18 protein-coding genes and 1 tRNA gene are annotated in these 24,375 nt (G+C 64.6%); 10 read left to right on the forward strand and 9 right to left on the reverse strand.

Going from position 1 to position 24,375, the window contains the following annotated elements:
* Positions 1-38: 38 nt before the first annotated feature.
* From ACPT9U_RS07530 to ACPT9U_RS07550, 5 genes are all read left to right on the forward strand, one after another.
* The gene (locus tag ACPT9U_RS07530) at positions 39-317 is read left to right on the forward strand and encodes a hypothetical protein (protein ID WP_435750433.1); all 279 of its coding nucleotides are present in this window, start codon (positions 39-41) and stop codon (positions 315-317) included.
* A 17-nt stretch (positions 318-334) separates the two neighbouring features.
* Positions 335-514, forward strand: a complete 180-nt coding sequence (locus tag ACPT9U_RS07535) for a hypothetical protein (protein WP_435750434.1) — start codon at positions 335-337, stop codon at positions 512-514.
* Positions 511-876: a metal-dependent hydrolase gene (locus ACPT9U_RS07540; RefSeq protein WP_435750435.1), complete on the forward strand. Its 366-nt coding sequence runs from the start codon at positions 511-513 to the stop codon at positions 874-876. The genes ACPT9U_RS07535 and ACPT9U_RS07540 overlap by 4 nt, the downstream gene beginning before the upstream one ends.
* Before the next feature lie 231 nt (positions 877-1,107).
* On the forward strand, positions 1,108-2,370 hold the full coding sequence (locus tag ACPT9U_RS07545) for a hypothetical protein (RefSeq protein WP_435750436.1): 1,263 nt from the start codon (positions 1,108-1,110) through the stop codon (positions 2,368-2,370).
* A gap of 108 nt (positions 2,371-2,478) precedes the next feature.
* Positions 2,479-3,255 (forward strand): hypothetical protein, encoded by a 777-nt coding sequence (locus ACPT9U_RS07550; RefSeq protein WP_435750437.1) that lies wholly within the window; start codon positions 2,479-2,481, stop codon positions 3,253-3,255.
* Between the two features lie 293 nt (positions 3,256-3,548).
* Here ACPT9U_RS07550 and ACPT9U_RS07555 read toward each other — a convergent pair whose 3' ends face one another.
* The 4 genes from ACPT9U_RS07555 to ACPT9U_RS07570 all read right to left on the reverse strand — a co-directional run bounded on the left by ACPT9U_RS07555 (position 3,549) and on the right by ACPT9U_RS07570 (position 7,840).
* Positions 3,549-5,402 (reverse strand): tyrosine-type recombinase/integrase, encoded by a 1,854-nt coding sequence (locus ACPT9U_RS07555; protein ID WP_435750438.1) that lies wholly within the window; start codon positions 5,400-5,402, stop codon positions 3,549-3,551.
* A 238-nt stretch (positions 5,403-5,640) separates the two neighbouring features.
* Positions 5,641-5,714: transfer RNA gene (locus ACPT9U_RS07560), tRNA-Gly, on the reverse strand.
* 124 nt (positions 5,715-5,838) lie between these two features.
* Positions 5,839-7,569 (reverse strand): phosphoenolpyruvate--protein phosphotransferase, encoded by a 1,731-nt coding sequence (gene ptsP, locus ACPT9U_RS07565; RefSeq protein WP_435750439.1) that lies wholly within the window; start codon positions 7,567-7,569, stop codon positions 5,839-5,841.
* Position 7,570: 1 nt separating this feature from the next.
* A complete protein-coding gene (locus ACPT9U_RS07570; protein WP_435750440.1) occupies positions 7,571-7,840 on the reverse strand; it encodes an HPr family phosphocarrier protein in 270 nt (89 codons plus the stop codon).
* Between the two features lie 261 nt (positions 7,841-8,101).
* On the opposite strand from ACPT9U_RS07570, the gene ACPT9U_RS07575 reads away from it, so the two are divergent.
* From ACPT9U_RS07575 to ACPT9U_RS07585, 3 genes are all read left to right on the forward strand, one after another.
* Positions 8,102-9,733 carry a BCCT family transporter gene (locus tag ACPT9U_RS07575; protein WP_435750441.1) on the forward strand — a complete coding sequence of 544 codons (1,632 nt, stop codon included), beginning with the start codon at positions 8,102-8,104 and terminating at the stop codon, positions 9,731-9,733.
* 127 nt (positions 9,734-9,860) lie between these two features.
* Positions 9,861-11,738 (forward strand): DUF294 nucleotidyltransferase-like domain-containing protein, encoded by a 1,878-nt coding sequence (locus ACPT9U_RS07580; RefSeq protein ID WP_435750442.1) that lies wholly within the window; start codon positions 9,861-9,863, stop codon positions 11,736-11,738.
* A 10-nt stretch (positions 11,739-11,748) separates the two neighbouring features.
* Positions 11,749-12,516, forward strand: a complete 768-nt coding sequence (locus tag ACPT9U_RS07585) for a 3'-5' exonuclease (protein ID WP_435750443.1) — start codon at positions 11,749-11,751, stop codon at positions 12,514-12,516.
* A gap of 49 nt (positions 12,517-12,565) precedes the next feature.
* Here ACPT9U_RS07585 and ACPT9U_RS07590 read toward each other — a convergent pair whose 3' ends face one another.
* The 3 genes from ACPT9U_RS07590 to ercA form a co-directional block, all read right to left on the reverse strand.
* A complete protein-coding gene (locus ACPT9U_RS07590; RefSeq protein WP_435750444.1) occupies positions 12,566-14,191 on the reverse strand; it encodes an ABC-F family ATPase in 1,626 nt (541 codons plus the stop codon).
* A gap of 123 nt (positions 14,192-14,314) precedes the next feature.
* Entirely contained in the window at positions 14,315-16,495 is a 2,181-nt protein-coding gene (locus ACPT9U_RS07595) for a putative bifunctional diguanylate cyclase/phosphodiesterase (protein ID WP_435750445.1), read from the reverse strand.
* Positions 16,485-17,642, reverse strand: coding sequence for an alcohol dehydrogenase-like regulatory protein ErcA (ercA, locus tag ACPT9U_RS07600; protein WP_435750446.1), 1,158 nt, complete (start codon positions 17,640-17,642; stop codon positions 16,485-16,487). Before ercA ends, ACPT9U_RS07595 begins: the two co-directional genes overlap by 11 nt.
* Positions 17,643-17,969: 327 nt before the next feature.
* On the opposite strand from ercA, the gene ACPT9U_RS07605 reads away from it, so the two are divergent.
* The gene (locus tag ACPT9U_RS07605) at positions 17,970-19,115 is read left to right on the forward strand and encodes an exonuclease SbcCD subunit D (protein ID WP_435750448.1); all 1,146 of its coding nucleotides are present in this window, start codon (positions 17,970-17,972) and stop codon (positions 19,113-19,115) included.
* On the forward strand, positions 19,112-22,249 hold the full coding sequence (locus ACPT9U_RS07610) for an AAA family ATPase (RefSeq protein WP_435750450.1): 3,138 nt from the start codon (positions 19,112-19,114) through the stop codon (positions 22,247-22,249). The genes ACPT9U_RS07605 and ACPT9U_RS07610 overlap by 4 nt, the downstream gene beginning before the upstream one ends.
* Before the next feature lie 26 nt (positions 22,250-22,275).
* Here ACPT9U_RS07610 and fghA read toward each other — a convergent pair whose 3' ends face one another.
* The gene (gene fghA / locus ACPT9U_RS07615) at positions 22,276-23,124 is read right to left on the reverse strand and encodes an S-formylglutathione hydrolase (protein ID WP_435750451.1); all 849 of its coding nucleotides are present in this window, start codon (positions 23,122-23,124) and stop codon (positions 22,276-22,278) included.
* Positions 23,125-23,212: 88 nt separating this feature from the next.
* On the reverse strand, positions 23,213-24,328 hold the full coding sequence (locus ACPT9U_RS07620; RefSeq protein ID WP_435750452.1) for an S-(hydroxymethyl)glutathione dehydrogenase/class III alcohol dehydrogenase: 1,116 nt from the start codon (positions 24,326-24,328) through the stop codon (positions 23,213-23,215).
* Between the last annotated feature and the right edge of the window lie 47 nt (positions 24,329-24,375).

Below are 24,375 nucleotides of genomic sequence, written 5' to 3' on the forward strand. Positions count from 1 at the left end.
CTCCCATGTTTGAAATAGGTTCAGGCAAGGAGGGATGAATGAAGGTCAATCTCGCCCATCTTCGTGAGCGTGCCCGTAGTGGCGGTTGGATTAACTTTGCTGTCTTCGACGCACGGTCTTCATCGGGCACGCGCGACGACAACGTCCGGCTTCTCGCGCAACTGACCGCCAGGGCCAGGAGTGCCAATCTTCAAGTCGACCAGTCGGCCCTTGCTTTCATGTCCGGCGGCCGAGTTCAGTTCTTTGGTAGTCCACCGCTGGTGGAGTACCTGTCCAAAAGTGGGGTTCCTGGCTGGACCCACACCATCGAGGCCTAACGCAAAAGGAGTTCCACATGGCCAAGAACGCCCCTATCGGTGACAACGCTCGCCGCGGCGCCGTGCGCAACCGCTCGCAAGTCTTCAATCCCGTCACCCAGACTTGGACCAAGCGAGACACTGGCAATGGTCAGTTCATGGATCAGAAGAAGGACGGCGACCCCTTCAAAGGTGTTCGGAAGGAGCACAAGAAGTGAACCGCTCGACTCACCAGCTAGTCGCAGGCGCTGCAGTCGGCATCTACCTGGCTGACCACGAGAACATGGCTGGCGCCACCACTATCAAACCGCTTCTGGGTAGCGCGGCCGCAGCCTTCTTCACGAATCTACCAGACCTCCTAGAGCCGGCGACCTCCCCGAATCACCGCGCGTTCTTCCATAGTTTGGCTTTCGCTGCGTTGCTTGGCACGTGTTTGCATGAATTGAATCAGTGGCGGCCGCAGACCGACTCTGAGAAGTTCTGGAAGGGTGTCGGCATGCTGGCTGCATCGGCCAACCTGATTCATCTGGCGCTGGACTTCACGACCGCCAAGTCTCTCCCCCTGATTGGACAAGTCTGAGTTATCCCCTTATGCGTCTGCCCGACTAATCGCTCTGCACTTGAGTCCGCCACACACTGATTGGGGCACGACAACTGTCCATCAATTGGTCGAATTCCCCACTCTGGGTTGGAATCGGATTTTTTCAATACCTACGTCACTGAGAACAGACCACAATTTTATGACCTGTGCCTGGCCTCAACTCTCGCCGGGGCAAATATGGCCCAGTGCCTTGCTTAGTCGAGCGATGAGATGGATGAAGCAGTAGCCGTGTTTTCTCGGAATGGGTTGTTTACAACCACTGTGGTGGCGCGTGACATCCACAGCCATGAGCATGCTCGAAAGCTGTGGCCACTCGTTACTCCCTCAGTACCACGCCAATTGGTCACTTGGGTGAAGCCATCGTTTGAAGGTGATAAGTGCAAGCGGCGGTCGCACTTCAGAACGTTGCCCGGTTCAAAGAACCTAGGTGTCGCACAGATTTTCGAGCAAGAAGAAGCAGCACGATTCAAAGCCTCCAAGGAAAGTCTCGAGCACTCCCAAGCAAAGCAAATGGTTTCTGAGGCGCTGCGGCGGAGGTTGGCAAACGGTCGTGCCATGCCGTGGTACTTCAAGGATGAAGCAAGCTCTCAATTCCATCTTCAAGGAAACCTACTGCTCGGTGCGGAAGATGTCCACGTCGAAGAGCGCGTAAAAACTTCCTTTGGCTGCGAGTACAGGTTGGACGTTGCTGTCACCTCGAAGCCCGTTAACAAGAAGCCTATTCTCCTTGGGGGCGTCGAAATCGAGTGGGCCCATCAGTTTGACGGCAGAAAGGCGCTCATCGGAAAAACCCAAGCATTCCCGCTCATCTCTATCGACATTTCCGGAATGAGGCTGGAAGAGATTACACAGGAGTGGGCTGATATGGCGCTGACGGCAACAACCCATTCCAGGGAATCGGGACAGCGTAAAACCTATGTCTACCTGCATGACGTGCTGTACCCCTTGTACGTACAGCTTCCCAGCGATTTGGTAAAAGAAGACCGACATCAATTCTTGGTTTTCGCGCCGGATAAAGAAATTTCACGATTGGAACGTTGGGCTAAGCAACTGCAAGAACTAGTAGGTTTGAAGTCGGGTGTAATGGCAGCCTCGGTCATCAATGCCAAGAGCGAGCAATCCAAGAAGATGCTGGAAAACGCTGGTCAAGTCGTTGGCCCTGGCTGGCAACAGGTCAATTCACAGCGATGCTTGATGCTTACGGTGAAGCGGCCAAATCCGCTAGATGTTCCATCCCATCTGTTCCACTTGTGCATGGCGAATTTGTTCTTGTCCTACACTGACAGTCTGGTCGGGTACAAGTACATGACGGGAATTCTGAACGATGATCCGCAAGAAGATGTGTGGTTCCATCCGAAATGGAATCCAGAAACGAAAGGCGCTGACTACTACCGGATACTTCCCAAGCGATTGGCGGAGCCACGTTCACGGATTGTTAAAGTGCTGGACTCCCTCGGGCAGTTGACCAGCTAAATGGCAGCAGAGCGTGTCTTGTCCTAGGCGGTGCTTTGCAGGGTTTATTGTGTATGCAGGCGCCTGAATTGTGAGTGGTTGATTGATTGATAGCAATACTCAAGTGAAATGCTAAAGCGTAGGCGAAAAGATATCTCGCCCTCCCAACTGATGATATTACGTGCCAAGAAATTGCCTCGCAGCAAAGGGGGTAGTTTGTTGTCTATTGAGAGGCAAAGGACAAAACTCGATTTCGGCTGGGTTCCCTTTTTTACGTTAAGCATCACGGTGTTTACAGCGGTGGTATTTGGGGCAGGCAAGGCTTATCGACAGAATTACTTGGCTTCCTTTGGCTTCGATGACTCAGTAATTCCGTGGCTGTTTCAAGACGTGGTTTACCTTGGAATCACCAAGCAATTACCTATCTTGCTGACGGCTCCGATGGTGGCTATCGGAGCGGTATTTGGATTTGCTGTATTGATCGGGGTGCTGCTTTGGATAGGAGATCGGCTTGCTGCGCGACGAACAATGCCCAGAGGGAACAACAAAGCAGTAACAAAAAACAGTACGGAATCCTTGCTGGATGTGGGTCAGTTTGTGCTGAATTGCTTGGGTTCGGTGTTTTTGTTTGGTTTGCTGGCTCTGTTTTTTGTTGCACGAGCGGAAAATCTTGGAAGTCTCGATGCAAAATCAGAGATTGAAAGTGTGGCTCAAGGAAGTTCAAACAAACCCAAGATGCCTTACGTAACAATTGAGCGGCTAGTCGGTGGGCAAAAGATCATCGAAGCGGGGTATTTGGTAAGTTGTTCTGAGCGCGCCTGTGGCTTGTATTCACCGAATAAGGGGAAGGAAGCGAGTAGATTGGTTTCCTTGGATGGTGTCACCTCCTTCAGCATTACCCAGTGAGAGTGGGCAGTACCGGTGATCGTCACGATGCAAGCGGGCGATTCATAGCGTTAGACGACTTTCCCGAACTGGCTGCGCTATGAGTCGGTAGTTTGCATTCGCTAATTCGAAAAGCTGCGGTTCAGGACGATGCCCTGCTGAGTGACACCTACCCGACACATTCCGGAGCGCGTTGGCAGATTTTCGTAAGCCACTACGTCTCTTGATGGCTGCTGTCGCCGCTAATCATGATCGCCGATCTTCCTGTTCAGATCGCTGGATCGGTTTGTCCAATGAACTGAAATATGTATGTACTAGGCGACCCTGACTCGCGGCGGGGTCCATTCGCTTTCCTTCACGGCCGTGCTCACGGCCATGACGAGCTTGTCGAGATTGCTGGCCGTCACGCCCTCCAGTGCCGAACGCCCCCGCAGCATCGAGCGCGGTTGCAGCAGTGCATGGTAGATCTGCCAAGGGTCTGCACCCCTGGTCAGCTTCAGGACGGACTGGATCAGCTCGTGCTTGAGTGGGTCGAGATGCCAATCCGGCACGCGCTGGCCGCGGTTGCCTACGTTCAACGCCAGCAAGTTGCCCGCCTTGATCTCGTAGCTGATCCACCTGCGGGACTTGCCCGCCATCTTGGCAAACGCCGCGACGGGAAGGTTGTGCGGCGCTTCGAAGACATCGAACAACTCCATCCTCTCGCGCTGAATGTCCGAAGGCACCAGCGGCGCGGCCGATCGAGGGGGCGGAACCGCCGGCAGCCGATGTGCGGCGGCAGAAACCAACGGCATGGCGTCACCCGGCTTCGTCACCAGCAGGATTGGCGAAGCGGCAACCGGCGTGGAGGGTGGGCTTGCGGTTTGCTCACTCGGGAATGCGGGCACGCCTTCCAGATGCACGGTGAGCGGCATGCTGGCCGCCTCGACCTGGTTCTGCTCGAAGAGGTCGAGCCGATCGGCCCAGTCCTGCATCATGCGGCGACGCTGCTCCACGTACTCGGCATGGTTGTAGGTCGCGCTGACCTTGTTGGGATCGACATGCGAGAGCTGTGCATCCACCCAGACCTTCGGGTAGCCGATCTCGTTGAGCGCAGTGGACATCGTGCCGCGGATGCCGTGTCCGGTCAGGCGTTCCTGATAGCCCATGCGCTTGAGCGCACCATTGAGCGTGTTCTCGCTGATGCGCTTCTTCAGGTCGCTGTCGTGCCGGAACAGGTAGTGCTGGGCCGGCTTGAACTCATCGAGCAGGTGCCGGACGATCTCCATGGCCTGAATCGACAGCGGCACGATGTAGGGCGGGATGTCCTTCGGCTGCTGCCGCTTCTTGCGCATATCCACCTGGAGTTGCTTCACGACGTCGGGCGGGATGATCCACAGCCCACGGTCCAGATCGAATTGATCCGGCGTCGCCTGTCGCAGCTCTCCGGTTCGCACGCCAGTCAGCAGCAATAGCCGCAGCCCGAGCTGGGTCTGCCGCCTGCCGCGATAGCTGCGCAGCCGCTGCAACAGCTTCGGCAGCTCGGCCATGCGCAGGAACGGGTTGTGGTTGACGGGTGGCAGCGGCAGCGCCACCACATCGAGATCGGAGGCGGGGTTCTGCTCCAGGCTCGGCACGATCACCAGCGCGTAGCGGAACAGCTGGTTGAACCACGTCCTGACTTTCTCGGCGACGGACAGCGCCCTGCGCTTCTCGATCTTGGCGATCACCTCCAAGAGGTCGGGACGCTTGATCTCATAGACCGACCGCTTGCCCAAGGCGGGCAGCACATCCTTGTCGAAGATGCGCGGAAGGATCGAGAGGGTCGTCTGCCGGCCTTCCTTGAGGCTGAGCCCACGATGCTTGAGCCACTTGCGATACACCGCCTCGAAGGTGTTTTCGTCGGCGAGCCGGACAGCGGTGCGCTTCTGCTTGCGGTGAACGCGAGGGTTGGTGCCTTTGGCCAGCAGGGCGCGCGCTTCGTCGCGCAGGCTGCGGGCCTCGCGAAGCGTCACCTCCGGGTAGGTGCCGAGCGACATCCGCTTCTGCTTGCCCGCCCAGTAGTAGCGGAAGTGCCAAGTCCTGCCCCCTGCAGCCGTGACGGCCAGGGAGAGGCCATCCAAGTCAGGGAGGGTGTATGCCTTGCCAGTTGCCTTGGCCTGTCGAACGGCCAGGTCTGAGAGTGCCATGCTCTTGCTCCTGAACATGAGTCAGGAACCAGATGCTGGTCACGTCGACCTCGCCCCTCCATCAACAATCCGGAATCAGCCGCGCCCGCAAAAATGGACTTGTTTGTGGACTTAAAAGTCCCGGCTGTAGGCGGATCGCAGTGGACCGCGGCAGAACGTCAAAGAGAGGAAAAATCCTTGTGTGGCAACGACTTGCAGACTCTCTTGGACTTCTGCGGAAGTCCGCAGAATGATGCGGTGGAGCGGGTGAAGGGAATCGAACCCTCGTATGCAGCTTGGGAAGCTGCCGTTCTGCCATTGAACTACACCCGCACGCGTTTCGACGCCCTTGCCGAGCGGTATCGCGGAAGCACGGATTGTAGCCGCTGTGCCGGGTGGCTTCAACTTGCGTTTGTCACTTGCGTTTGTCGGCTGCGGATGGTCCCGCAGGCGGCCTTCAACCGGAGAGGCGCTCCATCGCTTCGCGGATGCGTGCTGGTTCGTCCATCTTCAGGATACGCTGGACCTTGGGCGCGAGGTCACCGAGGTCGGCACGCAGGATGATCTGCTTGATCTCGAGGATGTTTCCCGGGTGCATGGAGAAGTTGCGCAGGCCCATGCCGAGCAGCAGCGCCGTGTAGGTCGGATCGCCCGCCATCTCGCCGCATACCGATACCGGGAGGCCGTAGCGTGCGCCGGTGGAGATCGTCATGGCGATGAGCTTGAGCACCGCCGGGTGCAGCGGGTCGTAGAGGTGGACCACCGCGTCGTCCGAGCGGTCGATGGCCAGCGTGTACTGGATCAGGTCGTTGGTGCCGATCGACAGGAAGGACAGACGGCGGATGAACATCCCCAGGGATAGCGCTGCAGCGGGCACCTCGACCATGCCACCGATGCGGATGCCCTCGTCGAACTTGTGCTTCTCGGCGCGTAGCTCGGCCTTGGCCTTTTCGACCAGGGCGAGGCACTGGTCGATCTCCTGCGCGTGCGAGAGCATCGGCACCATGATCTGCAACTGGCCGTGTGCGGAGGCGCGCAGCAGGGCGCGCAACTGCGTGAGGAACATCTTCGGCTCGGCGAGGGAATAGCGCACCGCGCGCAGACCCAGCGCCGGGTTGGGCTCGACACGTGTCTGCCCGCCGTCGAGCGCCTTGTCGGCGCCAACGTCGAAGGTGCGGATGGTGACGAGCTTGTTCGGCAACGCCTTCAGCACCGTGCGGTAGGCCTCGTACTGCTCGTCCTCGTCGGGCAGGCTCTCGCGGCCGATGAAGAGGAACTCGGTACGGTACAGGCCCACGCCATCGGCGTTCGCGGTCTTCAAGGCCGGAAGGTCCTTGGGGCCTTCGATGTTGGCGAGCAGGTTGATCTCCTCGCCATCGAGCGTGGTGGCCCGGGTGTCGCGCAGGCGATTGAGCTTGGAACGCTCGATCTCGAGCTCGCTCTTGCGCAGGCGGTATTCTTCCACCAGTTGCTCGTCGGGTGCGACGATGATGACCCCGCGAGAGCCGTCGACGATGATCAGCTCATCGTCCTCTAGCAGGTCGCGTACATGGTGCAGGCCTACAACGGCGGGAATCTTCAGACTGCGCGCGACGATTGCGGTATGGCTGGTCGGGCCGCCAACGTCGGTGACGAAGCCTGCGATATTGTGGTCGCGAAAGCTGATCGTGTCCGCCGGGGAAAGATCATGGGCGACGACGATGGTGCCCAGTCCGTCGCGGCGCTTGGGCGGCAGGTGTCCCGGGTGGCCGAGCAGCTCTTTCACCAGGCGCTCGACGACCTGGACCACATCGGCCTGGCGTTCGCGCAGGTAAGGGTCCTCGATCTGGCGGAACTGCTCAACGACGTGCTCCATCTGCTGCACCAGCGCCCACTCTGCATTGCAGCGCCGCTCGAGGATCAGCCGCCGTGCGGCTTCGACCAGCATCGGATCGGCGAGCATCATTAGTTGCAGATCGACGAAGGCGCCGACCTCGCTGTGCGTCTGGCCGGAGGTGGTGACCGCCTTCAGGCCTACGAGCTCGCCCTGGACGGTGGCGACGGCTTCGTCCAGGCGCGCGGTTTCCTCATCAAGGTATCTCTCGGCGACGTGGTAGTGGTTGACCTCCAGCAGTGCATGCGAGACCAGATGGACGTGGCCGATTGCGATGCCCTGGGAAACCGCCAGGCCGTGCAGGGTGAAAGGCATGTCACTCCTCTTCGCCGAAACGGTCGGCGATCAGCGCCTGAAGCGCCTGCATGGCCTCGTCAGCCCGTTCGCCGTCGGTGTCGATGGTGATCGTGCTGCCCTTGGCGGCGGCCAGCATCATCACACCCATGATGCTCTTCGCATTGACGCGGCGGCCATTGCGTTCGAGCCATATCTCACAAGGGTATGCGCTCGCGAGCTGGGTCAGCTTGGCTGAGGCGCGTGCATGCAGACCGAGCTTGTTGATGATGGGCGCATCCTCTCGCGGCATTGTGGCGTGTCTCCGTTCGTGTCGCAGGACCGGGCATGCAGCCTATCCCGATCGTCATTGCATTGCAGAGCGCGATTCTAGCGGAGAGCAGTGGTTTCGTGCCGTTGCACCGGGAGGTCGCAGCACTGGCGGAGTGTGTTTGTACAAAATATATGTCAGAAAATGCTACACTTCGCGCCGCTTTCGTAAAGGTGGATGATGGTGTGCCACGAGCCGTTGCATCATCCTTGCGCGACAGCGCTCAAACAACAAGGAGAGCTCATGACGGAAAAGAAGGATCCGATGATCCCGGATGGAGACGTCAATCCGATCGACACCGATTACAAGGTCGGTCAGGACAACATCCTCGTCAACGTGGGCCCATTCGGCCTCGACATCCACAACCGCGTGTTCGCGATCTCCGGCCTGATGGTCGTCGCCTTCGTGGTGCTCACGCTGGCGTTCCAGAATCAGGTCGAGCCGATGTTCACCTCGATGCGGGGCTGGCTCACCTCGAGCCTCGACTGGTTCTTCCTCAGTGCCGGCAACATCTTCGTGCTGGTGTGCCTGGTTCTGGTGGTCTCGCCGCTCGGCAAGGTGCGCCTGGGCGGCACGGAGGCCACGCCCGATTACACTTACCTGGGCTGGTTCTCGATGCTGTTCGCTGCCGGCATGGGGATCGGGCTGATGTTCTTCGGCGTTTCCGAGCCCTTATCGCACTTCGGCAGCGCCTTCGGCGGCACCGCGATGGAGAACGGCGTGCGCACCGACTGGGCGCCGCTCGGCGCCGCGGCGGGCGACGCCGAGGCCGCGACCCGGCTCGGCATGGCGGCGACGATCTACCACTGGGCGCTGCATCCGTGGGCGATCTACGCCATCCTCGCGCTCGGCCTGGCGCTGTTTTCGTTCAACAAGGGCCTGCCGCTGACGGTGCGCTCGGTGTTCTATCCGCTGCTGGGCGAGCGTGTCTGGGGCTGGCCGGGTCACCTCATCGATATCCTCGCCGTGCTGGCCACGCTGTTCGGGCTGGCGACCTCTCTGGGCTATGGTGCGGCACAGGCGAGTTCGGGCCTGAACTTTCTGTTCGACGTGCCGCTCGGCAACACCACGCAGGTCGTGCTGGTGATCGGCATCACGGCGATTGCGCTGTTCTCGGTGGTGGCCGGCCTGGACGCCGGGGTCAAGCGCCTGTCCGAGATCAACATGATCCTGGCCGTGCTGCTGCTGCTGTTCGTGGTCGCGGTGGGGCCGACGCTCGACATCCTCACCGGGTTCTTCGCGAATCTTGGGGCGTATTTCCAGCAGCTGCCGGCGCTGTCCAACCCGGTCGGCCGCGAAGACGCCAACTTCTCGCAGGGCTGGACCGCGTTCTACTGGGCATGGTGGATCTCGTGGTCACCCTTCGTCGGCATGTTCATCGCGCGCGTCTCGCGCGGCCGCACAGTACGCGAGTTCATCATTTCGGTGCTGATCGTGCCCTCGCTGGCCTGCGTGCTGTGGATGACGGTTTTCGGCGAAACCGCGATCCTGCAGTTCGTGCGTGACGGTTACGAGGCGGCGACCAAGGCCGAACTGCCGCTTCAGCTGTTCTCAATGCTCGACGCGCTGCCGCTGGCGCAGATCACGTCCTTCATCGCGATCATTCTGGTGGTGGTGTTCTTCGTGACCTCGTCCGACTCGGGTTCGCTCGTCATCGATGTCATCGCCGCGGGCGGCAAGGTCGATGCGCCCACGCCGCAGCGCGTGTTCTGGTGCGTGTTCGAGGGCCTGGTGGCGATCGCGCTGATCCTTGGCGGTGGGCTCGTGGCGCTGCAGGCGATGGCGGTGTCGACCGGCCTGCCCTTCACCATCGTGCTGCTGATGTCGGCGGTGGCGGTGGTCAAGGGACTCATGTCGGAGCCGCGCGCGCGCTGACGCCTTGGCGCTGATCGCCGGTTTCGCGCCGGCTTCAGGCACACTTCGCGGGCAAGCCCGCTCCTGCGGCGGTGATGCGGTGGGAGCGGGCTTGCCCGCGAAGCGCTTGTAGGAATCGGAACCCAGCATGCAAGTCGAACAACTCGAGATCCTTGATTTCCTGCGCGCTCATCGCCCCTTCGATGAATTGCCTGAAGAGGCGCTGCAGCGCACCGCGGCTGTCATCGACGTGCGCTACTACAAGGCGGGCGAGCGCATCGTGGCGTTCGGCGAGGTGGCCGAATACTGGCATCTGGTGCGCAGCGGTGCGGTAGAGGTGTTCCGGCGCAACGGTACGCTCTACAACCGGCTCACCGAGGGCGGCTACTTCGGCGAGTTCGGTCTGCTGCGCAACGGACGTGTGCGTTTCCCGGTGGTGGCGCTGGAGGATTCGCTGATCTACCTGATCCCGCGCGAGGTGTTCGCCGAGCTCTTCGACCAGTACGAGGCCTTCGCCGACTATGTCGAGGTCGAGGACAAGACCCGCCTGCGCCAGGCCATGTCGCGCAAGGAAGACGCCAACGACCTGCTGTCGGCTACAGTCGAAACCCTGGTGGGGCGTGCGGCGGTGACGCTCGACAGCACGGCGACGGTGCGCGAGGTGGCGCAGCGCATGAGCGAGGAGGGCGTCTCCTCGCTGCTGATCGTGGACGACCACCCCGACGTGCCCGGCCTGCCCCAGCTCTCGGGCATCATCACCGACCGTGACCTGCGCACCCGCCTCGTGGCGCCCGGCCTCGCCTACGACACGCCGGCGACCGAGATCATGTCCTCGGGCGTGGTGTCGGTGAACCACAACCAGCTCGTGTTCGAGGCCATGCTGGTGATGCTGCGACACAACGTGCACCACTTGCCGGTGCTCGACAACCTGCGCCCGGTGGGTGTGGTGGCGCTGTCGGATATCATCCGCTACGAGTCCCGCAACAGCCTGTTCCTGGTCGGCAGCATCTTCCGCCAGCAGTCGCAGGACGAACTCGCCACCCTGGTGCCCGAGGTGCGCGCCTGCTTTGCACGCATGGTCAACGAAGACGCCAGTTCGCACATGATCGGCAGCGCAATGGCGGCGATCGGGCGCAGCTTCAAGCAGCGCCTGCTCGAACTCGCCGAGGCAGAACTCGGCCCGCCGCCGGTGCCATACTGCTTCCTCGCGCTAGGCTCGATGGCGCGCCAGGAGCAACTGCTCGTCACCGACCAGGACAACGCGCTGGTGCTCGACAACCGCTTCGATCCCGCGCAGCACGACACCTACTTCAAGGCGCTCGCCACCTTCGTCAGCGACGGCCTGGCGCGCTGCGGCTACAGTTACTGCACCGGCGGCGTAATGGCGACCAACGACAAGTGGCGACAGCCGCTCAAGGTCTGGGAGCGCACCTTCACCGACTGGATCGAGCGCCCTACACCGGAGTCCCTGCTCCACGCCGGCATCTTCTTCGACCTCGACGGTGTATGGGGCAAGACCGCGTGGGCGAACCGGCTGCGCGAGCTCATCGCGCGCAAGGCGCGCGGCAACTCGCGCTTCCTTGCCTGCATGGCGCGCAACGCGCTGCAGCGCACGCCGCCGCTGGGTTTCTTCAAGGACTTCGTGGTCGAATCCGATGGCCGCCATACTGGCGCGATCAACATCAAGCGCCGCGGCACCGCGCCGCTCGCCGACCTCATCCGCGTGCATGCGCTCGCCATCGGCTCGGATTCGCTGAACTCTTTCGAACGTCTCAAGGATGTCATCGACGCTGCCATCCTGCCGCTCGGTCGCGGGCAGGACCTGTTCGACGCGCTGGAATTCATCTCCATGGTGCGTGCGCGTCACCAGGCCGAGTCGCTGGCCGTGGGTGAAGAGCCGGACAACAGCATCGACCCCGAGAAGCTCTCCGAATTCGAACGCAAGAGCCTGCGCGACGCCTTCCTGATCCTGGGCAACGCACAGAAATACCTCAAGTACCGCTATCAGCCCGGGCGGGCGAACTGAGGGGCGCGCGATGCTGCATCTGGGGGATATCAAGGGCGCCGGGAGTGGCGCGCGCAGCCGCAGGCCCGAGGCGGTCGCGGCGCCGGACTGGCCGGCGCGCTTCGCGGCGCTCGCCGAGGCCGCGCAAGACCCGCGCCTGCGCGCCTTCTACGCCGCCGGCGCGGTGGCTGGCGACACGCCGCTGGCCGAGGTGCCGATGGTGGCGATCGACGTCGAGACCACCGGGCTCGACCCCGCGCGCGACGAGATCGTCAGCATCGGCCTGCTGCCGATGACGCTCAAGTGCATTGCCTCGAGCGCCTCGCGCTACTGGGTGGTGCGTCCGCGCATCGATTTGAACCCGGAGTCGGTGGTCATCCACGCCATCACCCATGCGCAGATCGAGGCGGCGCCGGATTTGGGTGCGGTCATCGACGAACTGCTCGCGGCGCTGGCGGGTCGCGTGGTGGTGGTGCATTGCCGCGACATCGAGCGCAGCTTCCTGGACCGCGCGCTCAAGGCGCGCATCGGCGAGGGCGTGGAGTTTCCAGTCATCGACACCATGGACCTCGAGGCGCGCATTCATCGCGCCGCCCGGCCGGGCTTCTTCGCCCGCCTGTTCGGCAGGAAGCCGGCGCCGGTGTCGATCCGCCTCGCCGACAGCCGCACGCGCTACCACCTGCCGCGCTACCGCGCCCACCATGCGCTGACGGATGCGCTCGCCACCGCCGAGCTGCTGCAGGCGCAGATGGCGCACCGGTTCGCGCCGGAGACGCCGCTGCGCGAGCTGTGGCGCTGAACCGACCTCCGTGAGGGCGGGCAGGCCCGCTCCCACGCTCGCCTTCGGTTCAGTCCAGACCTTGCGAGGAAAGGTATTCCTCGTACGTGCCCCGGTAATCCACGATCTGGTGGTCGAGCTTGATCTCGATAATGCGCGTGGCCAGCGAGCTTACGAACTCGCGGTCGTGCGAGACGAACACCAGCGTGCCGTTGAACTTGTCCAGCCCGGTGTTGAGCGACTCGATCGATTCCATGTCGAGGTGGTTGGTCGGCTCGTCCATCAGCAACACGTTGGGGCGCGACAGCATCAGCTTGCCGAACAGCATGCGGCCCTGTTCGCCACCGGAGATCACCTTGACCGACTTCTTCACCTCGTCGCCCGAGAACAGCAGGCGGCCGAGCGTGCCGCGCAGCAGCGTCTCATTGTCCTCGCCGGTGGCGGCCGCGGTGATGCGCGAGTAGGGCGCGATCCAGTCGGTGAGGCTGATGTCCTCGGCGAAATCGCTCGAGTGGTCCTGCGCGTAGTAGCCGGGTTTGGCCTTCTCTGCCCACTTGATGGTGCCCTTCTGCGGCTGCAGTTCGCCCATCAGCAGCTTGAGCAGCGTGGTCTTGCCGACGCCGTTCTCGCCGATGATGGCGATCTTCTCGCCTGCCTCGATGGCGATCGAGAAGCGGTTGATCAGCGGCTTGTCCATGCCCTCGTAGGCAAAGGAAATGTTGTCCACCTCGCAGGCCAGGCGGTGCAGCTTGTCCTTCTCGTCGTAGTCGAAGCGGATCCACGGGTACTGGCGCGAAGACGGCTTCACGTCCTCGGGCTTGAGCTTGTCGATCAGCTTGAGGCGGCTGGTGGCCTGCTTGGCCTTGGACTTGTTGGCCGAGAAGCGGCGCACGAAGGCCTGCAGCTCCTGGATCTTGTCCTTGGCGCGGGCGTTGGCCGACGACTGGCGCTCGCGCGCCATCGTCGACGCTTCCATGTAGTCGTCGTAGTTGCCCGGGTAGATCGTGATCGTGCCGTAGTCCAGGTCGGCCATGTGGGTGCAGACCTGGTTCAGGAAGTGGCGGTCGTGCGAGATGATGACCATCGTGCAGTCGCGGTTGTTGAGCACGTCCTCGAGCCAGCGGATGGTGTTGATGTCGAGGTTGTTGGTCGGTTCGTCCAGCAGCAGGATGTCGGGGTTGGCGAACAGCGCCTGGGTCAGCAGCACGCGCAGCTTCCAGCCCGGGGCGACCTCGCTCATCGGGCCGTTGTGCAGTTCGGTGGGAATGCCCACGCCGAGCAGCAGTTCGCCGGCGCGCGCCTCGGCGGTGTAGCCGTCGTACTCGCCGACCTTGCCCTCGAGCTCGGCGGCGTGCATGTAGTCGTCCTCGGTGGCGTCCGGGTTGGCGTAGATCGCGTCGCGTTCCTTGATCGCCGCCCACAGCTCCTCGTGGCCCATCATCACCACGTCGAGCACACGCATGTCTTCATAGGCAAACTGGTCCTGGCGCAGGTAGGCCATGCGCTCGTGCGGGTCCTTGGACACGTTGCCTGCGCTGGGGTCGAGGATGCCGCACAGGATCTTCATGAAGGTCGACTTGCCGGCACCGTTGGCACCGATCAGGCCGTAGCGGTTGCCGTCGCCGAACTTGACGGAGACGTTCTCGAACAGGGGCTTGGCCCCGAACTGCTGGGTGATGTTGGCTGCAACGAGCACGGAAAATCCTGTTTTTCAGATAAAACAAAGCCTTGCATTATAGCCGGGAAAAGGCATACGCGTGCGCGTCGCAGCCCTTGCCCGCACGGCAGGCGGGCATGGCGGGGCGATGGAAGGGGGCCCTCAACCGTCGTTGCCGAGCGTGATTTCCTGCGTTCTTGCGGGCAGCAGAATGCGGCCGAGGTCCTCGGCCGGCAGCGGTTTCGAGAACAGGTAGCCCTGCGCTTCGGTGCAGCCGTAGATGCGCAGTTGCGCGAGGGTCTGCTCGTCCTCTACGCCTTCGGCAATCGTGGTGAGCCCCAGGCTGCGGGCCATCTGCACGATTGCGCGCACGATTGCGGCGTCCTCCGGGTCGTGCGCCAGGTTGCGCACGAAGGACTGGTCGATCTTCAGCCGGTCGACGGCGAAGCGCTTGAGGTAGGCGAGGCTGGAGTAGCCCGTGCCGAAATCATCGATGGAGAGCCGGACGCCGAGGTGCTTGAGCCGTCGCACCTTGGCCAGCACCTCATCGGTACCGGTGATCAGGATCGACTCGGTCAGTTCGAGTTCGAGCAGGGCCGGGTCCAGGCCGGAGGTGTTCAGGGCGCCGATTACCGATTGTTCTAGGTCGCCGCGCCGGAACTGAATGGCCGAGAGATTGACCGCCACGGTGAACGGTTCCAGTCCCTCGCGCTGCCAGCGTGCGCACTGCATGCAGGCCTCGTGGAGCACCCAGGCGCCGATCTGCACGATGAGGCCGCTGTCTTCCGCAATCGGGATGAAGCGCGCGGGCGAGATGTTGCCCATCTCGCCGTGGCGCCAGCGCAGCAACGCCTCGGCCCCGGTGTGGCGGCCGCTGGAAATCTCGACCTGCGGCTGGAAGTGGAGGCTGAACTCCCGGCGCTCGAGGGCGCGGTGCAATCCGTTGCGGATCTGCATCTGCTCCAGCGCTTCCCGGGTCATGTCGGGATCGAAGTATCGGTAAGTGTTGCGGCCAGCGTCCTTCGCCTGATACATGGCGAGATCCGCCTTCTGCCGCAGCGCGTCGAACGCCTCTCCGTCCTCCGGGTAGACGGCGACCCCAAGCGAGACGGTGGTCGACAGTTCGTGACCTTCGATCAGGAAGGGCTCGGCGAAGCAGCCGATCAGCTTGGACAGCAGCGGACCGAGATCGCCGACCTCGCCGACTGCGGGCAGCATCAGCAGGAACTCGTCGCCGCCCTGGCGACACAAGGTGTCCGACTGGCGCACGTTCTCCAGCAGCCGGGCGGCCACGCTGCACAGCAGCGCATCACCGACCTGGTGGCCGAGCGAGTCGTTGATGGTCTTGAACTTGTCGAGGTCGATGAAGACCAGCGCGATCCGCGTTCCGGACCGGCTGGCGATTGCCTTCGCCGTCGAGAAATGTTCCTGCACGAGGAGTCGGTTCGGCAGGCCGGTCAGCACGTCGTGGTAGGCGAGGAATTGGACGCGCTCCTCCGCCTTCTTTCGGCCTGTGATGTCGTGGACGATCCAGACGGCACCTGCCCAGGGCCTGCCGGGTTCGAGCGCATGGGCGGTGATTTCCGCCCAGAACATTCCGCCGTCTTGGCGGGCGACGCGGTGGGTGGAACTGAAGCTCCCGCCTTCGGCAAGCACTTCGTCGACCTGTTCGCTGAACGCCTCGAAGTCTTCCTGCGAGGGGCAGAGCGCCGCTGCCGAGCGGCCGGCCAGCTCTCCCGGCGCCAGGCCGTAGATTTCCTCCATGCGCCGGTTGCAGGTGGCGATGTTGCGATTGCGCACGAGTGCGATCCCGACGATCGCGTTGTTGAGGATGGCCTGGTTCTCCGCAAGCAGGGCCGACATGATTTCTTCGCGGTGCTTGCGCTCGGTTACGTCGCGCCCGACCAGGATGCCGAAGCGCTGTCCTTCCACCTGCGCAACGCGGAAGGACAGATCGATCCAGATCGTGCCTTTGGCTTGCTCGAAGCAGGTGATGCCGGTGTGGTTCGGGTAGTCCTGCGTTTTCTTCATGTCGCGACGAAGGATGCGCAGGATTGCCGCTGTGCGGCTCAGGCCGATCTCTTTGAAGGCTCGCCCGATCAACTTCTCGGGCGGCTCGCCGAGCAACTGGGCGAGCGCCAGGTTCGCATCCTCGATCGTGCCGCCGGGGAGCGTCACCATGAGCACGAGGTCCGAAGTCTGATCGAGCAGGGTCCGGAAGCGCTCCAGGCGCGCCATGTTGACCCGGAGTTGCGGGTAATAGCTCTTGCGGAACGAGCGCTCACCCAGTCCGATGATCCGTTCGCGCTGCGCCTGGCGTTCGTCTTCCGGCTCAGATCGCATCGGCGTAGATGGCCTTCAGGTCGTCTTCGCGGGCGATGCGCGGGTTGGTCACGATGCAGGCATCCCGTGCCGCGTGGTACGCGAGCTCGGGGATGTCCGAACTGCTCACTCCGCGCGTGCCCAGCGCACCGGTGATGCCGCAGCGCTGGCGCAGGCCCGCCACCGCATCCAGCACGCGCTGGCCGCGTTCGCGCTCGCCCAGGCCGCGCAGGTCCAGCCCCATCGCCGCGCCGATGCGCGCATAACGGTCGGAGGCTTCCCGGTAGTTGAAGCGGATGACGTGCTCGAGCAGCAGCGCGTTGCATTCACCGTGCGGCAGATCGAGGAATCCGCCCAGGGAGTGGGCCATGGCATGCACTGCGCCCAGGCTGGCGTTGGAGAATGCAAGTCCGGCCTGCAGGCTGCCGAGCATCATGTTCTCGCGTGCGCCCATGTCGTGCGGGGCGCTCACCGCCTTCTCGAGGTTTTCCCAGATCAGCGAGATCGCGGCCAGCGCGTGCACGTCGACCACCGGCGAACTGGCGGTCGACACATAGGCCTCCACCGCGTGGGTCAGGGCATCGAGCCCGGTGCAGGCCGTCAGGTACGGCCCCATGGTGCAGGTCGTCTCCGGGTCGACCAGTGCGACGTCGGGGACCATGGTCTTGCTGATGATGGCGATCTTGTAGCGTGACCGGCGGTTTGAGACGATGCAGAACTGCGAGATGTCGGCCGCCGTACCCGCGGTGGTGGGGATGCAGATCAGGGGCGGGCCGGGCATCGTCACCTGGTCCACGCCCTCGAACTCGAGCACGTGCTGCCCGTTGGAGTGCACGATCCCGATGCCTTTCGCACAGTCGATGACACTTCCGCCGCCGACGGCGATGATGACGTCGCAGCCTTCCTGCGCGTAGAGGGCCGCCCCGGCCATGACCTCGTGGTCCTTCGGGTTGGCCGATATGGCCGAGAACACCACCCAGGAAATGCCGGCCGCCTCGAGGTCTTCCTGCAGCGCATCGAGCCAGCCGGCGGCGATGACCCCGGGGTCGGTGGCGATCAGCACGCGCGCGGCGCGCAGGTTGCTTGCGTAATGCGCAGCCCGGTGGCGTGCGCCGACGCCGAAGATGAATTCCGGTGCGACGAATTTTCGCATCTCGTAGAGGGCCATGCGAAAACCTCCCTGTTTGCGCGCTGCCGTCTTCCGGCAAGGAGTCGCCGGGAGGCCGTTCGCAAGCGCAGGATAGCGCCGCCCATGCGATAAATCACCCATGAATGGCTGCATTGGCGATGCTTATTTCACGCTCCGTTCGCGTTGGAGCCGGCCAGAGCGCGCACATGGACGGAGCGTGCAAGCAAGGTGCTGCACCGGTGCAGGCCTGCAGCGCGCATTCGGGGCGACAGCGGGGGCGGCAGCGGGTTTGCCGCGAGCAGTCTGAAAAGGCCATGATTCACAGGCATACTGCGCGGGCTTCCCGTTCCGGAGTTCCCGTTCGTCATGCGCTTCCTCCACACCGCGGACTGGCATCTGGGCCGCGTCTACCATGGTGTCTCGCTGCTCGAAGACCAGGCCCACGTGCTCCAGGGCTTCATCCGAATAGCACGCGAAACACGTCCTGACGCAATCCTGATCGCCGGCGACGTCTACGACCGATCCGTACCGCCCGCCGAGGCGGTGCGGCTGCTCGACCTCGTACTCTCCGAGCTGATTCTGGGGCTGAAGATTCCGGTAGTCATGATCGCGGGCAACCACGATGGCCCGGACCGCCTCGGATTCGGTGCCGGGCTACTGACGCGGGCCGGACTCACCGTGCGCGGCCCGGTGGAAGCGGAATCGGTGCCCCTGCTGCTGCGTGACGCCCATGGCGAGCTTGCGGTGCATGCCCTGCCCTACGGCGAGCCGGCGCTCGTGCGCAGCGCGCTTGGTGACGAGGGGGTGGTGGACCATCACTCGGCCCTTGCAGCGCAGACGCGGGCAATCCTGCGCGCCCGGCCCGAGGGGCGGCGTGTGGTGCTGGTGGCGCATGCCTTCGTTCTCGGCGGTGCCGAGAGCGAGTCCGAGCGTCCCCTGTCGGTGGGGGGGAGCGGGGCAGTCTGCGCCGGCCTGTTCGAAGGCTTCGACTATGTTGCGCTCGGGCACCTGCACCGGCCACAGCAGGTCGGCGCGCCATGCATCCAGTATTCCGGCTCGCTGTTCAAGTACTCCTTCTCGGAGGCCGGTCACACGAAGTCGGTCAATCTGGTCGAACTCGGCGCCGAGGGCCGCTGCACGGTCGAGCGTATCCCGCTCGTGCCGCGTCGCGACCTGCGCATCGTCGAGGGCGAGCTCGACACCCTGATCGCCGCCGCAGCCGCCGATCCGGGGCGGGACGACTACCTGCTCGCCCGCCTCACCGACCGCGGTGCGCTGCTCGACGCCATGGGCCGGCTGCGCACTGCCTACCCCAACGCGCTCGCCATCGAACGCCCGGCGCTCAGTGGCGACGGCCCGGGGCGCGCCGCGGCGGATCATCGCCAGCTGCGTGTGCAGGATCTCTTCGCCGGTTTCCATCGCGACGTCACCGGTCTCGCCCTCGACACGGCCGAGCATGCAGCGCTCGAGCGCGTCCTCGATAACCTGGAGCGGGAGGCGCGCGCGCAATGAAACCGCTGCGACTCATCATGCAGGCCTTCGGGCCCTTTGCCGGCCGTGAGGAGGTGGACTTCGCCCGCCTGCCAGAGGGTGCGCTGTTCCTGATCTCCGGCCCCACCGGCGCGGGCAAGACCTCCATCCTCGACGGCCTCAGCTACGCCCTCTACGGCGACACCTCGGGGGGCGAGCGCAGTGCGCGCGAAATGCGCAGCCACCACGCCGACGCCGCAGTGGAGACCGAGGTCGAGTTCGACTTCGCGTTGGGTGCGCGCCGCTACCGCGTGCGCCGCGTGCCCGAGCAGGAGCGTGCCGCGCGCCGCGGCGGGGGGCTGGCCAAGGTGCTGGCCAAGGCCGAGCTGTCCCGCCTGGAGGAAGACGGTCACACCTGGACTCCGCTCGCACACAAGACCACCGAAGTCACCGCCCTGGTCGAGGAACTGCTCGGCTTCAAGGCGGAACAGTTCCGCCAGGTCGTCGTGCTGCCCCAGGGCCAGTTCCGCCGTCTGCTCGCGGCGAGTTCGGCCGAGCGTGAGAAGATCCTCGAGACCCTCTTCGCCACCGCTGCCTACAAGCGTGTGCAGGATGCACTCAAGGCCGAGGCTGCCACATTGCGCGAGCGCGGCGAAAAGGCTGCGCTGCAGCGCCGCACCTTGCTCGACCAGGCCGGCGCCGAAACGGCCGAGGCCGTCGCCGCGCAGCAAGCGACCCTGAGCACAACGCTTGCAGGCCTGACCGAAGAGGAAGGCCGCGCGCGCAGCGAGGATGCCGCTGCGCGCCTCGCGCTGCAGCAAGGACAGGCGGTCGAGGCGAGCTTCGCCGAAGCCGCCAGCGCTGCCGCTGCGCTGGAGGTTCTGGAGGCGGGCAAGGCCGAGCTGGACGTGCAGCGCGCGGTGCTGGCGAGTGCGCGCCGGGCGCAGCAGATCGTGCCCGCCGAAAAGGCGCTCGCGAGCGCGCGCCGTGGCGCCGACGAGGCACGCACGCAGGTCGAGCAGGTGGGCCGGGAGGCCGTCGAAGCCGCCCGCTGTCTCGACGCGGCACGGCACGCGTTGCAAGCCGAGGTCGAGCGGGCGTCCGTGCGCGAAGCCGCGCAGCGCGAACTGCTGCGCCTGGAAGGGCTGGCCGAAACGGTCGCACGCGCGGCCGAGGCCGACGCCGAGCTGGCGCGCAGCGATGCAGTGCGCGTTTCTGCGGACAAAGCGCTGGCCGATGCGGCCGCTCGCCACGAAACCCTGCGCCTGCAGCGCAGTGAACTCGTTGCCCGCATCGACACCATGCAGGCGCCGGCCGCAGAGGCGGGCAGCCTTGCGCTGCAGGTGCAGCAGGCTGAGCAGCGCGTCGCGGCGCTTGCTGCGCTGGCGCATGCACGCACACAACTCGCCGGCCGGGCTGCAGCCGAGGCGTGCGCACGGCAGGCTTTTGAGGCCGCCGAAGAGGGGGCACGTGCTGCGCACAGCGCGCTCGAGGCGCTCGACGCCCGCTGGCGCACGGCCCAGGCGGTCGTCCTCGCCCGCCACCTGCATGAGGGCGAACCCTGCCCGGTGTGTGGTAGCGCAACCCATCCCGCGCGCGCGCGCCATGACGGCGAGCTGCCCACCGAGCTGGCCCTGCAGGCGGCAGCCGAACAGGCGCGCGCTGCCGAGCAGGCGCTCGACGCGGCGCGGCGTGCGCTCAACGCCGCAGAACTTGCACGCGCCGGGGCGGCAGCGGCGGTCGACACCCGCGCGGCGGCGCTCGCATCCGACCTGGGTGCAGCGCAGGCGGCACAGGGTGAACAGGCCTCGCCCGATGCCGCGCTCGCCGAACTGCGCCGCCGGCTGGACGCTGCCCAGGCCGCAGCACGCGAGATCACGCCACTGCGCGCGCAACTGAATGAGACCGATGCAGCAATCGCCGCGGTTACCGCTGTCTGTGAGCAGGCCCGCAGCGCTGCGGCCGAAGCTGCGAGCGTGGCGCGCGCCGCGCAGCACGTGGCGCAGGAGCGCCGTGCCGGCGTGCCCGAAGCGCTGCGCTCGCCTGCCGCGCTGCACGCTGCGACCGCCGCCGCGAAGGCTGCGCGCGAGCGGGCCGAGCAGGCGCTTCAGCAGGCTCAGCACGCCCATCATGACGCCGCCAGCCGCGAAGCCGCGCTACGTGCCCGGCATGCCGCCCTGAACGAGGCTGCTCAAGCTGCACGCATGCGCGTGGACGAGGCCACGCAGCAGTTCATGGCAGCGCTGGCCGCCGCCGGTTTTGGCGCCATAACCCCCGATTCGTCCGTCGCCGCGTCCGGTGCCTCCGACCCAGCGCAGGGGCTTGCCGCCGCGGAGTCCGCCTGGCGCGCCGCCCTGCTGCCGCTCGAGCGTATCGACCGCCTTGAGACGTCGTTACGCTCGGCCGATGACCGCCTCGCCGCCGCGCGTGCGCGCGCACAACGCGCCAGCCAAGACATTGCCGGCCGCGTCCGCCCCGAGCTTGCCGTGCTCGAAGCCCGCGCCGCCGCTGCGCGGGAACGGATCGAGTCCGTGCTGGCGCGCATTGGTGACACCCGGGCCGCCTTGCGCACGCTCGATACCCTGCTCTCCCGCCTGGAGGCGCTTGCACGCGAATCCGGCGCGATCGAAGCTGAATACCGTGTCGTGGGCCATCTTGCCGAGGTCGCCAATGGCAACAACGGTTGCAATCTCACCTTCCAGCGCTACGTGCTCGCCGCCCTGCTCGACGACGTGCTGCGCGCCGCTTCCGAGCGTCTCGCCGCAATGAGCCGCGGCCGCTATCGCCTGCAGCGGCGTGAGGAACTCGCCGACGCCCGCCGCGCCGGCGGCCTCGACCTGGAGGTGTTCGACGAATACACCGGTCGCAGTCGCCCCGCGGGCACGTTGTCTGGCGGCGAAGGCTTCATGGCCTCACTCTCGCTCGCGCTTGGGTTGTCCGATGTGGTCCAGGGGTACGCCGGTGGCGTCCAGCTCGATACCCTGTTCATCGACGAAGGCTTCGGCAGCCTCGACCCCGAGGCGCTCGACCTCGCGATGAAGGTGCTCATCGACCTGCAGCAGCGCGGCCGCAGCGTAGGCGTGATCTCGCACGTCGAGGAGATGAAGCAGCAGATCGACGTGGCGATCGAGGTGGTGCAGGGGGTGCGGGGGAGTCACGTTCGCATACGGTCGTGAGTACTCGCCGCCCGTAGCCGTCGTGCTTAGTCCGCAAGGGCTTGAGCGTGATGCCGCAGATGATCCTCGATGAAGCTGGCGATGAAGTAATAGCTGTGGTCGTAGCCCGGCTGCAGGCGCAGTGTGAGCGGGTGGCCGGCGGCAGCAGCAGCGGCTTGCAGGGCCTCGGGCTTGAGTTGATCCGCAAGGAAGCCATCGGCTTCGCCCTGGTCGACCAGCAATGGCAGGCGTTCGGTGGCTTGCGCGATCAGCGCGCACGTGTCCCATTCGCGCCACTGCGCGCGGTCTTCGCCGAGGTAGCGTGAGAAGGCCTTCTCGCCCCAGGGGCAGTTCATCGGATTGACGATCGGCGCGAAGGCCGACACCGAGCGGTAGCGCCCCGGGTTGCGCAGCGCGCAGACCAGTGCGCCGTGGCCGCCCATGGAGTGGCCGCTGATGCCGCGGCGGTCGGAGGCGGGGAAGTTGGCCTCGATCAGCGCTGGCAGTTCATCGACCACGTAGTCGTGCATGCGGTAGTGGCGCGACCACGGCGCTTGAGTGGCGTTCACATAGAAGCCGGCGCCATGGCCGAAATCCCAGGCGCCGTCCGGGTCGCCCGGCACGTCGGCGCCGCGCGGGCTGGTGTCGGGGGCGACGATGATGAGGCCGAGCTCGGCCGCCATGTGCTGCGCGCCCGCCTTCTGCATGAAGTTCTCGTCGGTGCAGGTGAGCCCCGACAGCCAGTAGAGTACCGGCAGACGGACGCCCGGTTGTTCGGCCTGCGGCGGCAGGTAGACCGCGAACACCATGTCGCAGCCGAGCACGTTCGAATGATGGCGGACGCGCTGGTGCCAGCCTCCGAAGCTCTTCTGGGTGCTGAGGATCTCCAGGCTCATCGCCATGTCTCCGGGCAAGGTGGGGTCGGAACGGAGCTCGCGGCCGGGCTCGCCGGGAGCACCACCGTGCGGCTCGCCTGCGGCCGCATCAGAAATGAATCACCGTGCGGATGCTCTTGCCCTCGTGCATCAGGTCAAAGGCCTGATTGATGTCCTCGAGCGGCATGGTGTGGGTGATGAAGGTGTCGAGCGGGATCTCGCCCTTCTGCGCTTTCTGCACGTAGCTCGGCAGTTCGGTGCGGCCCTTGACGCCGCCGAAGGCGCTGCCGCGCCAGACGCGGCCGGTGACGAGCTGGAACGGCCGTGTGCTGATCTCCTGCCCCGCGCCGGCCACGCCGATGATGGTCGATTCGCCCCAGCCCTTGTGGCAGCACTCGAGCGCGGCGCGCATCAGCTTGACGTTGCCCACGCATTCGAAGGAGTAGTCCACGCCGCCGTCGGTCATGTCGACGATCACGTCCTGGATCGGCTTGTCGTGGTCCTTCGGATTGACGAAGTCGGTCGCGCCCAGCTTCTTCGCGATGTCGAACTTGGCCGGGTTGATGTCGACGGCGATGATGCGCCCGGCCCTGGCCATGGTCGCGCCGATGATCGCCGCCAGACCGATGCCGCCCAGGCCGAAGATGGCCACGGTGGCGCCTTCTTCGACCTTGGCGGTGTTGAGCACAGCGCCGATACCCGTGGTGACGCCGCAGCCAAGCAGGCAGACCTTGTCGAGCGGTGCGTCCTTGTCGATCTTGGCGAGCGAGATCTCGGGCACCACGGTGTATTCCGAGAAAGTCGAGGTACCCATGTAGTGGTAGATCGGCTGGCCCTGGTAGGAGAAGCGCGTGGTGCCGTCGGGCATCAGGCCCTTGCCCTGGGTGGCGCGCACTGCCTGGCACAGGTTGGTCTTGCCCGACTTGCAGAACTTGCACTCGCGGCATTCGGCCGTGTACAGCGGGATCACATGATCGCCGACCGCGAGCGAGGTCACGCCTTCGCCCACCGCCTCGACGATGCCGCCGCCTTCATGGCCGAGGATGGCCGGGAACACGCCCTCCGGATCCTCGCCTGACAGGGTGTAGGCGTCGGTGTGGCACACGCCGCTGGCGACGATGCGCACCAGCACTTCGCCCTTTTTCGGCGGCTCGACATCCACCTCTGCGATCTGCAGGGGCTGGTTGGGGCCGAAGGCCACGGCGGCACGCGATTTGATGGTCATGGTGCGGATCCTGGAGGCAAGCGGGCGCACGGCCCGCGACCCTGGAA

It is taken from the genome of Thauera sp. AutoDN2, assembly GCF_051280715.1.
Taxonomy (GTDB): Bacteria; Pseudomonadota; Gammaproteobacteria; order Burkholderiales; family Rhodocyclaceae; genus Thauera.